The organism is Actinophytocola sp., assembly GCF_036002505.1.
GTDB lineage: Bacteria > Actinomycetota > Actinomycetes > Mycobacteriales > Pseudonocardiaceae > DASYTH01.
Genome location: NZ_DASYTH010000025.1, coordinates 1 through 10,425 on the forward strand (window position 1 = coordinate 1; position 10,425 = coordinate 10,425).

A 10,425-nucleotide genomic window follows, 5' to 3' on the forward strand; every position below is an offset into this window, starting at 1 on the left:
ACCGCCCTGCGGGACGTGCTGGGTGACGCGCTGGACGACCTGCGTTCGGCGTCCTGAGCGAAGGAGGAGGTGGACGAGATGGACGAGCGCAAGCTCGGTGAGTTGTTCAGCGCGGCCGTCCCGAACGTGCCGCCGCCGTCCTTCAATCACCGGGACGTCGTCGCGGAGTCACACCGTGTGCAGGCCCAGCGCCGGCGCACCGCACTTCTGGGTGGATCCGCGCTCGGGATCGCGATTCTTGCCGGCGCCGCGGTCATCGGCGTGGCATTGTGGACAGGGACGGACGCCAACACCGTGGCCACCTCGGCCGGAGGTTCAGGAGAAGTTGTCGGATCAACTCGTAACGCTCCGGCTGCTCCGAACGAGGTACCCAGGGAGGACGCCAGTCCGTCTGACAAGAGCTTGTCGGCGGAGTCGCCTAAGCAGGGAGGCACTCCGACCGGCAACGCCGGCCCTCCGGGGCCTGGCACCGCACCCAGTGGGTGCGAGAAGGCGGACCCGGAGCTCGCTGCTGCCCTCGCGGGCGAGCTCCGGGCCGCTGACTCCACAACTCAGCGGCCACCCAACCTCTTCTGCCCGCCCAACTCACGCGGCGTGGCGCTCCCGGTGACCGACGCCAGCGGGAACAGCGGCCTGATCTCGCTGGTCGTGGCGCCCAAGGAGGGTGTGTTCGGCAGCCTGACCCAGGACAAGCCACAGAACACCGAGCTGCGCACCGGCACCGCGTCCGGCGGCAGGCATGTGGTCCTGCTCAGCGAGCCCGGCACCGGCTCGGTCGACGCGCCGTTCGAGTTCGACCTGCAGAACATCGTGGACAGGCTCGCCAAGCGAATCTGATGACCAGCGGGAGCACGCCCAAGGGCGAAAGACGCCGGCGGGCCCTGGTCGAGGCGGCCGCGGCGCTGCTGATCGAGGGCGGTTTCGACGCCGTGCGGCACCGGGCCGTGGCCGAGCGCGCCGGCCTGCCGCTGGCCTCCACCACGTACTACTTCGAGTCGCTGGACGAGCTGGTCACCGCCGCCGTCGAGCACCACGGCCGGGTCGAGCTGGCCCGCGGCCGGCACCGGCTGGACGAGCTGGTCACCCGCCAGCGCAGCGCCGACACGCTGGTCGAGCTGGTGCTGGAGATGCTCCTCGGCCCGCCGTCCGACCACGACGCCGAGTCGGTGCTGTCCCGCTACGAGCGCCTGGTCGCCACCGGCCGGCGCCCCTACCTGCGCCCGCTCACCCGCACCCTCGGCGCCGAGCTGCGCACGCTGCTCAAGGAGATCTTCATCCGGTCCGGGGCCGACGTGGACGACCGCCGGGTCGAGGTGCTGATCTCCCTGGTCGACGGCGCCGTGGTGAACGCCCTGATCGAGGTGGATCCCGACCCGCGGCGCGCGGCCCGCGAGATGCTCCGGGACGCCCTGTCACGGTGAAGATGCAACCCTGAACCGCCGCCCGTCGTGAGTTGGGGGCGGAAGGGAGCCTCATGCGCACGGGCGACGAAGAAAGCTTCCGGCAGTTCGCGGTCGGGCACGCGGCGACGCTGCGCCGGACCGCGTTCCTGATGTGTGGGGACTGGCATCTCGCCGAGGACCTGATGCAGACCACGCTCGTCAAGATCTACCGGTCGTGGTCGCGGGTGCAGAAGCGGGAGAGCCTGACCAACTACGCGCGGACGGTGCTGCTGCGCACGTGGCTGGACGAGAAGCGCCGGCCGTTCCGGCGGTCCGAGCTGCCCGGTGTGGACGTGCCGGAAGTCGTTGACACGCAGGCGGATCCGGCGGCCGGCACGAGCCGGGCATGGGCGAAGGACCTGGTGCACCGGGCCTTGCTGGAGTTGCCACCGGGCCAGCGCGCGGTGCTGGTGCTGCGGTACTTCGACGATCTGTCGGTGGCCGAGGCGGCCAAGGTCATGCGGTGCTCCGAGGGCACGGTGAAGAGCCAGGCGGCGCGCGGGCTGGACGCGCTGCGGGTGGTGGTGGCGCGGTTGGGCGCGGACGAACGGAGGGTGGCATCGTGAGCGAGCAGGATGTGCGGGACGGCCTGCGGGTGGCGGTGGCCGCCGAGCCGGCGCTGTCGTTCGACCCGGACGCGCTGATCGTCCGCGCCCGCAAGGAGATCCGCCGGCGCCGGGCGCTGGTCGGGGCGGGTGCGGCGACCGTGGTGGTGGCGGTGACGGCGGTGGCCGTGCCGACCGTGCTCGGGCAGCAGCGGGGCGAGATCACCAGCGTGGCGCCGGGCGGGGCATCGTCCGGCAAGCCGACGGCGACCGTGACGGCACCACCGACGACGTCGGCCTCGGCCAAGGTGGACATTCCCTGGCCGCCGCCGAACGTGGTGGCGCCGCACTACACCGCCACGCAGCTGAAGCAGCGCGGCACGGCCATGCAGAACCACCTGAAGACCCAGTTCGCCGAGGTCGTGCCGAACGCCAAGCAGGTCCTGCCGAAGCAGTTCGGCGGCGAGGCCGAGGGGGCGGTCGCGGACGGTCAGGCCTACCTGGAGGCGTTCACCAGCTTCACGATCAACGGCGTGCGCACCGCCGTCGACATCTACACCTCCGCCCCGGGAACCGAGGGACCCCCACCGGCTCAGCAGTGCACGGAGGGCGGCGTCACCCAGTGCGACGTGGTCAAGCAACCGGACGGCAGCTCGGTGCTGGTCACCACCCAGAACATCGACGCGAACCTGCACGGCGGTGTGATCACGTCGGTGCTGCACTACCGGACCAACGGCACGGTCGTGCGCGCCGCGGGCTACAACTACGACCCGACCGGCGCTGGCACGTTCGCCATGCAGCCGGCCGTACCGGTGACGGTCGCGCAGCTGACCGCGCTGGCCACGGATCCCGCGCTGGGCATCTGATCCTGCGTGCAACCCCTCTCGCGCCGGTGCCGTAAGTAGCGTCGGTGCGAAGGGAGTGCACATGCGGAAGGCCGACGAGATCCGGTTCCGGGAGTTCGCCCGGAGCCAGTCCGTTGCCTTGCGCCGCAGCGCCTATCTGCTCTGCGGCGAATGGCATCTGGCGGAAGACCTCGTGCAGACCACGCTGATCAAGATGCATCGCGCTTGGCCGCGGGTGGTGCGGACCGACCGGCCGGTCAGCTACGCGCGCAAGACCCTGCTCCGCTGCTGGCTCGACGAGCGGCGCCGGCCGTGGCGCCGGGCCGAGCAGCGGGACGGCGTCGTCCCGGAAAGCGCCGACGCCGGCGCGGACCCGGCCGTCGCCGTCGCGCACCGGGATCTGCGGGCGGAGCTGTTCCGGGTGCTGTCGGCGATTCCGCCCCGCCAGCGAGCGGTGCTCGTCCTGCGTTTCTTCGAGTCGCTCTCCGTCGCCGAGACGGCGGAGGCTCTCGGGTGCTCCGAAGGCACTGTCAAAAGCCAGACGGCACGGGGCCTGGCCGCCATGAAGGCGGCGCTGGATTCTTCCGCCCCGACAGCGTTGAGGAGTGAGCTTCCATGAACGAAGAGCAGTTGGGCGACCGCTTTAGGAGAGCACTTGCGGATGAGCCGACGCTCGGTTTCGACCCCGACGACGTGGTCGACCGCGCGGTGCGGGCGACCCGGCGCCGGTCGGCGATGATCGGCGCGGCCACCGCCGCCGCGGCGGTCGTGCTCGGCGTGGTGACGGTGCTGCAGGTGTTCCGGGTCGACTCCGGGGTGAGCGGGTTCGGCTCGGCGCCGACGTCGAAGCCGACGATCACCAAGCCCACCGACCCCTGCGATCCGCCCGGAACGAAGTCCCCGGAGCCCACCGGCACGAAGCCGAGCGAGCCTCCGGCCACGAAGCCGACCGGGACCAAGCCGGCGGAAACCAAGCCGTCCGAGCCCGACTCGAGTGTGCCCAAGCCCACCGAGACGAAACCGCGGCCGAGCGGCACCAAGCCGATCCCGCCGTCCTGCAAGAAGCCCCCGCAGGACGACCCCGGCAAGGGGCAGCAGCCGTTCACCGGATGGGAGCAGGCGGTCCAGCAGTTCGAGAGGGTCGTGCCGCCGGTGCTCGCCGACAAGGTGCCGGGCACCCGGTTCGACTCGGTCGGGGTGAAGCCCTATGACGACCGGCGGTGCGTGGCCGGGGCCTACTGGGTCAACGGCGACGGGTACAGCGCGGTCTCGGTGTCGATCTGCCACGAACAGAAGACCGGGCTCGGCCAGGCCCCTGCGGTGGGCGGCGACTGGGGACCGGTGGTGAGCGACACGGCCAACCCCGACGGCTCGCACCTGCAGCTCTACAAGTTCAGTGACGGCGCCGGCGCGAAGGGCGTCGCCGTGGCGCACGTACGCCCCGACGGGGTGGTCGTTCAGGTTGACACCGGCTACAAGTCCGCACACGGCAAGACCGGTCCGGTGCTCTCCCAGGAGCAGCTGACGGCGATCGCCGCCGATCCGCGGCTGACGTTCTAGGCTCGGGTTGTGAAGTCCCGTGTCGACAACGTGCTCGCGTCCCGGTACGCCTCCGCCGAACTGGTCGCCCTGTGGGCGCCGGAGCGCAAGGTTGTGCTGGAGCGGCAACTCTGGCTCGCGGTGCTGCGCGCGCAGGCCGAGCTGGGCGTGGGCGTCCCGGACTCGGTGATCGCGGACTACGAGCGCGTTGTCGACACGGTGGATCTTGACTCGATCGCCGCGCGGGAGCGGGTGACCCTGCACGACGTGAAGGCGCGGATCGAGGAGTTCAACGCGCTGGCCGGGCACGAGCACGTGCACAAGGGCATGACCTCGCGGGACGTCACGGAGAACGTGGAGCAGCTGCAGATCCGGACGTCGCTGTCGATCCTCCGGTCCCGGGCGGCGGCGGCCCTGTCCCGGCTCGCCCGGCTCAGCGCGGAGCACTCCGATCTGGTGATGGCCGGCCGCTCGCACAACGTGGCCGCGCAGGCGACCACGCTGGGCAAGCGGTTCGCGTCCGCGGCCGACGAGCTGCTGATCGCGTTCGAGCGGCTCGACGGTCTCATCGAGCGGTATCCGCTGCGCGGCATCGAGGGCCCGGTCGGCACCGGTCAGGACATGCTGGACCTGCTCGGCGGCGATCCGGCCAAAGTAGACGCGCTGGAACGCCGGGTGGCCGAGTTCCTCGGCTTCGACCGGGTGCTCACCAGCGTCGGCCAGATCTACCCGCGCTCCCTGGACTACGACGTGGTGTCCGCCGTGGTCCAGCTCGCCGCCGCCCCGTCCAGCCTGGCCAAGACGATCCGGCTGATGGCCGGCCACGAGCTCACCACCGAGGGCTTCCAACCCGGCCAGGTCGGCTCCTCCGCCATGCCGCACAAGATGAACACCCGATCGTGTGAACGCATCAACGGCCTGGCCGTCGTCCTCCGCGGTTACGTGTCAATGGTCGGCGAGCTGGCCGGCGACCAGTGGGCCGAGGGCGACGTGTCCTGCTCGGTGGTCCGCCGGGTCGCCCTGCCCGACGCGTTCTTCGCCGCCGACGGTCTCTTTGAGACCTTCATCACGGTGCTGGACTCGTTCGGCGCCTACCCCGCCGTGATCGCCCGCGAGCTCGACCGCTACCTCCCGTTCCTGGCCACCACCAAGGTCCTGATGGCAGCGGTCCGCGCGGGCGTCGGCCGCGAAACCGCCCACGAAGTGATCAAGGAACACGCCGTCGCGGTCGCGCTGAACATGCGTGAGCAGGGCCTCGAGCGCAACGACCTGGTGGACCGCCTGGCCGCCGACCCCCGCCTGCCGCTGGACCGCGAAGATCTGGATGCCCTGCTGTCCGACCCCCTCGGCTTCACCGGCGTCGCCTCCGACCAGGTCGCCGCCGTGGTCAAACGCGTGTCCGACGCCCTCGCCCGATTCGGCGACGCCGCAGGTTATTCACCAGCGCCAATACTCTGACCCGGAGTAGCTTGGCGCCATGGCGACCGTCTCCGCGCTCACCTACTACCCGATCAAGGGCTGCGCCGGGGTCACCGTCGACCGCGCCGAGGTGACGCCCACCGGCCTCGCCCACGACCGCAGCTTCGTCGTCACCGACCCCGACGGTGTAGCCCTCACCCAACGCAACGTCGCCCGCCTGGCCACCATCCGCGCCCAGGTCCTCCACGCCGGCACCAAGCTGGCCCTGTCGGCCCCCACCACCGACGATCTCATCCTCGACGTCAACCCCCACGGCCCACTCCGCGAGGTCACCGTCCACAAGTGGCACGGCACCGCCCACGACCAAGGCGACGACGCCGCCACCTGGTTCACTGAGGTCCTCAACACCCCCGCCCGCCTCATGCGCGCCCCCATCGGCCTCAACCGCGAAGGCAGCGGCGACACCCCCGGCCAGATTCTCTACAGCGACTCCACCGCGTTGTTGATCACCTCCCTGTCCTCACTGGACGGTCTCAACGCCCGCCTCCTCGAAAAGGGCGCAGACCCGTTGCCTATGAACCGCTTCCGCCCCAACATCGTGGTTGCCGGTTGGCCCGACCCCCACACCGAAGACCAAGTCCACCGCATGCAGATCGGCCCGGTCGAGATCGCCTACGGCAAACGCGACATCCGCTGCGTAGTAACCACGGTCGACCAGCTGGCCGGCGTCCGCTCCGGCCCTGAACCGTTGCGCACCTTGGCCGAGTACCGCCGCGAACCCGAAGGCGGCGTCAGCTTCGGCATGAAAGCCGCCGTCCTGCACCCCGGCGAGATCTTCGTAGGCGACGAAATCACCGTCACCTCCTGGCTTTAACTGGTGTCTCCGCATCTCACCGCTCCGTCCCGGCGGCCGTGGTGACTTCTTGATCAATGCGCTACTTGATCATCTTGTCCGTTACGCAACGTTCGGGTTCGCCCAGCCGATACAACAGACTAGGGACAGGTTCGTCGCGCAGCGTTGTCGACGTGGGCGCGTTTGCAGAGCCGGCTGTCAAGTGACGTGCGGAGGAGGTGGAGCGATCTCATGCAGCCAGTCGCTCTCTACTACCCCTGGATGCATTTTCAGGACGACAATTGGTTGAAGCTTGCGCTCTTGACGTGGGACAAGGTTTTTAGAATTCGACCACGCGATGTCGACAACCGTGACACTGAAGTGGTCCGTCAAGTGTGTGCTGAAACCGACTTGGTGGAAGAGATGGCGCCCAGCTCATCCGATCTCGAACACGTATCTGCCGAATTTCTCGAGATTCTGGGTGCTGACCGTCAGCATCTCGTCGAGCTGTATCACATTGAACACGGCGGTGGCTCTTGGTCCGATCTAGCGGATTCCCAAAAGCGTGGCGCTCGCTCGACCTACTACCCTGCGGATGGCAATCATAATACTGGCTCACCTTCCTTCAGTAGAGAATTATTCTGGATCTACTGCGGCTCGGGTGGTTCACGAATGGCCGACCAGCTACGTAGCTTGCTGATTGATGTCGAACTTGGCACGCCGGAGCCTGGTGGACAACCATGGATCGGAGTGCGGCCCATGTTAGGTTCAATCTACATGGCTACACTGGCGGATGTCATCGCTAAAAGCAATAACAATTTGATGTCTCCTGTCACGGATGATCTGGCGATACACCACGCCGTAGGCGCATCAGATCGTATCGCTGAACTGCTATTCGATGGGAGATCACGAAATGGGGCACTAAATGATCCAGAGAGTGCCTATGTGCATCTTGCGATAAATGCGGTTCTCGAGCCGACTCGGCTATCTGACATACCTGTTTCAAGATTGGTTCAATTTCGCCAGCGGTATCGCGCTGAGTTGATCGATTTTCAGCGGCATGTTGCTGGACTTGCTGCTGAACTCGAAGCGGTTGCCGCAATCGAGAATCTAGACGTTGCTCGGGCGCACCTGCAGGCGCTTTATGACAGGACCACCAGGCGACAGTTGGACGAACTTCGTCAAGCCCTACGTGGCATGGGCATAGAATCGCTGGCAGGTGCACTTGCGCTGAAGGTAGATCTGGGCCCGACCCTTGGTGCGTTAATGGCCAGCGCGGTCGCAGTAGGAGGGAACCTCTTGCTTGGCGGGACGGCTGTAGCCCTGGCGGTCGTGCCCTACGCAGCAGGAAAGGCCAAGGTACGGAGGAACCTGCGAAATGAGTCTGCGGTATCTTACCTTCTAGCAGCTGATCGCAAGCTAAAAGGCGGCTCCTTGCTGCGTGCATTCGGTTAGTTTGTTGATCCGCTAGGCGTGCAAAACGGGAAGCTATACGGCTGCTGAGCTATAACGGGCACGCTTCGCGCAGCTACAATGATTACCGGGCCGCGGTGAGGACTATTGGGTCGCCAGGGGTGCAGGGGAGGGCGGCTGCGGCGGAGGCGTTGTTGATGGCCAGGGAGAGGTGGTCGGCGGAGTCGATCAACACGATCATGATGCCGGCGGGGGCGTCGGCGAAGGTGCGGCCGAGGATGGCGGCGGCGGACTGGTGGCCGGCGCGGACGTGGACGGCACGGATCTGGCCCAGGGCCTCGAGATCCTTTGCCGTGGCGGCAAGCTGGATGTTGCCGAAATGGTCGATGCCCAGTACCTCGGTGGTCACTTTGCCTTGGTCGGTCACGGTTTTCGGGGTGGGCAAGGTGACGAGGGTGGCGGGGTGGACGGAGGGACCCATGCGGTGGGGGAGGGTGCCGGCGGCCAGGAACGCGGCGGCGGGGGCGAAGATGTCGCGGCCGTGGAAGGTGGCCGACACGGTGGGGAGGCGGTACTGGGGGCGGGTGAGCTCGTAGGCGGACAAGACTCCGCCGAGGGCGTCGGCGGCGGGGATGAGGAGACCGTTGTCGGGGCCGACCAGGAGGCTCTCACCCGCGACGATGACGACTCCGCGGCGGGAGGTGCCTACGCCGGGGTCGACGACGGCCAGGTGCACTGCCGGCGGCTGGTAGGGGACGGTTTGGGCAAGCACGGTGGCACCGCGGCGGACGTCGTGCGGGGGCACCGTGTGGGTCACGTTGATCACCCGGACGGTGGGGGCCGTCCGGGCGATCACGCCGAGGCAGGCGGCGACGAAGCCGTCGTCGAGGCCGTAGTCGGTGGTGAACGTGATCCAGTCGTAGGTCACATCACGCGAACTTAGCCGGTGACGGCCTGGAAAGCGTCCGTGCGGCCTTCGCCGAAGAAGGAGTTGAAGGTGGTGGTGCCGGTGCAGCGGGTGTCGGAGGTGGGGCAGCGGAGGTCGTCGGCCTGGGCGGCCAGGCGCGTGCGGAGGGTGGCCGGGGTGGCGGCGGGGTCGACGCTGGCCAGGAGGGCGGCGACGCCGGCGACGTGCGGGGAGGCCATGGAGGTGCCGGACAAGGACCCGTAGGTGCCGCCGGGGAGGGTGGAGAACACGTTCACGCCGGGGGCGGCGATGTGGATCTTGTTGAGGCCGAAGTTGGAGAACGAGGCCTTGGTGTTGTTGGAGTTCAGGGCGGAGACCGAGACGACGCCGGAGAGCTCGGTGGGGACGCTGAGGCAGGTGTTGTTCACGGTGCGGGTGACCGGGGTGGAGTCGTCGGGGCTGATCGTGTCGGTGGTCTTGTTGGCGAGGTTGGCGTTCTCGTTGCCGGCGGCGGCGACGTTCAGCACCCCGTGGCTCTCGGCGTAGGCGACGGCGCGGCGGCTGCCTTCGAGGATGGCGTCCTGGTCGAGGTTGCTGGGGCAGTTGTACAGCCAGGGGTCGGTGAAGTAGCTGTTGTTGGTGACGTCGAAGCCCTGGTCGCCGGCGAAGACGAAGGCGCAGACGGTGTTCTCGGGGAAGAAGAGCACCGTGCCGGGTTCGGCGATGCGGACCGAGGCGAGGTGGACGGCGGGGGCGACGCCGACGATGCCGCGGCCGTTACGCGCCGCGGCGATGGTGCCGGCGACGTGGGTGCCGTGCGGGTGGACCGGGCGCCAGGCGCCGGCGCGGGTGTCGAGGCGGCCGTAGGCGCAGGACGCGGACTTGGTGGCGTCGAAGTTCGCGCGCAGGTCGAAGTGCTGGTCGTCGACGCCGGTGTCGAGGACGCCGACGGTGACCAAGGGGGAGCCGGGGTTCACGCCGTTGGCCCGGTCGGCCCCGATCTGGCGCATGTCGGAGCGGACGGTTTCCGAGCTGGTGGGCGTCTGCTCGGCGGGGAGGGTCGGGATGGCCGGGTTGGAGGCCTCGGCGGGGACGTCGGTGGTGCGGGTGGCGCCGACCTTCTGGACGCCGGTGACGCCGCGCATGGTGGCGGCGAACGTGGTGGAGGTGGAGTGCGCGACGATCACGCCGATGGCGTCGTAGGAGGCGAACACCATGCCGCCGTTGGTTGCCACCGCGGACTTGGCACCGGTGGTGTCGTTCGGTGCGGTGATCACGAAGTAGGCGCGGAGGCCGGCGAGCGGGGCGGCCAGGTCGAGGGGTCTGGCAAGGGCGGCCGGCGAGCCGGCGATGACCAGTCCGGTGGCCAGGACAGCCGCGGTGGCGGCGCGTCGGATCAGCACGATGTCCTCCGAGGTGCAGGGAAACCCGGTAGTTGGAGTAAACAACGATCAGCGCGTTTCGAACACCCCCGTGCGAACTG

General features: G+C 68.5%; 11 protein-coding genes. 9 read left to right on the forward strand and 2 right to left on the reverse strand.

Annotated features, from left to right (window positions below):
• Positions 1–69 precede the first annotated feature (69 nt).
• From VGR06_RS01225 to VGR06_RS01265, 9 genes are all read left to right on the forward strand, one after another.
• Complete coding sequence (locus VGR06_RS01225) at positions 70–837, forward strand: hypothetical protein (RefSeq protein ID WP_327557037.1); 768 nt, start codon at positions 70–72, stop codon at positions 835–837.
• Positions 837–1,421: a TetR/AcrR family transcriptional regulator gene (locus tag VGR06_RS01230; RefSeq protein ID WP_327557038.1), complete on the forward strand. Its 585-nt coding sequence runs from the start codon at positions 837–839 to the stop codon at positions 1,419–1,421. Before VGR06_RS01225 ends, VGR06_RS01230 begins: the two co-directional genes overlap by 1 nt.
• 53 nt (positions 1,422–1,474) lie before the next feature.
• Complete coding sequence (locus VGR06_RS01235; RefSeq protein WP_327557039.1) at positions 1,475–2,008, forward strand: SigE family RNA polymerase sigma factor; 534 nt, start codon at positions 1,475–1,477, stop codon at positions 2,006–2,008.
• Positions 2,005–2,853, forward strand: coding sequence for a hypothetical protein (locus VGR06_RS01240; RefSeq protein ID WP_327557040.1), 849 nt, complete (start codon positions 2,005–2,007; stop codon positions 2,851–2,853). Before VGR06_RS01235 ends, VGR06_RS01240 begins: the two co-directional genes overlap by 4 nt.
• A 61-nt stretch (positions 2,854–2,914) precedes the next feature.
• A complete protein-coding gene (locus tag VGR06_RS01245; RefSeq protein WP_327557041.1) occupies positions 2,915–3,451 on the forward strand; it encodes a SigE family RNA polymerase sigma factor in 537 nt (178 codons plus the stop codon).
• Complete coding sequence (locus VGR06_RS01250) at positions 3,448–4,392, forward strand: hypothetical protein (protein WP_327557042.1); 945 nt, start codon at positions 3,448–3,450, stop codon at positions 4,390–4,392. Before VGR06_RS01245 ends, VGR06_RS01250 begins: the two co-directional genes overlap by 4 nt.
• Positions 4,393–4,401: 9 nt before the next feature.
• Complete coding sequence (purB, locus tag VGR06_RS01255) at positions 4,402–5,829, forward strand: adenylosuccinate lyase (RefSeq protein WP_327557043.1); 1,428 nt, start codon at positions 4,402–4,404, stop codon at positions 5,827–5,829.
• A gap of 19 nt (positions 5,830–5,848) precedes the next feature.
• Positions 5,849–6,664 carry an MOSC domain-containing protein gene (locus tag VGR06_RS01260; RefSeq protein WP_327557044.1) on the forward strand — a complete coding sequence of 272 codons (816 nt, stop codon included), beginning with the start codon at positions 5,849–5,851 and terminating at the stop codon, positions 6,662–6,664.
• Positions 6,665–6,904: 240 nt separating this feature from the next.
• On the forward strand, positions 6,905–8,077 hold the full coding sequence (locus VGR06_RS01265) for a DUF6236 family protein (RefSeq protein WP_327557045.1): 1,173 nt from the start codon (positions 6,905–6,907) through the stop codon (positions 8,075–8,077).
• Positions 8,078–8,159: 82 nt separating this feature from the next.
• Here VGR06_RS01265 and VGR06_RS01270 read toward each other — a convergent pair whose 3' ends face one another.
• Together VGR06_RS01270 and VGR06_RS01275 are read right to left on the reverse strand one after the other, a co-directional pair.
• Positions 8,160–8,963 (reverse strand): SAM-dependent chlorinase/fluorinase, encoded by an 804-nt coding sequence (locus VGR06_RS01270; protein WP_327557046.1) that lies wholly within the window; start codon positions 8,961–8,963, stop codon positions 8,160–8,162.
• An 11-nt stretch (positions 8,964–8,974) separates the two neighbouring features.
• A complete protein-coding gene (locus tag VGR06_RS01275; RefSeq protein ID WP_327557047.1) occupies positions 8,975–10,345 on the reverse strand; it encodes a S8 family serine peptidase in 1,371 nt (456 codons plus the stop codon).
• Between the last annotated feature and the right edge of the window lie 80 nt (positions 10,346–10,425).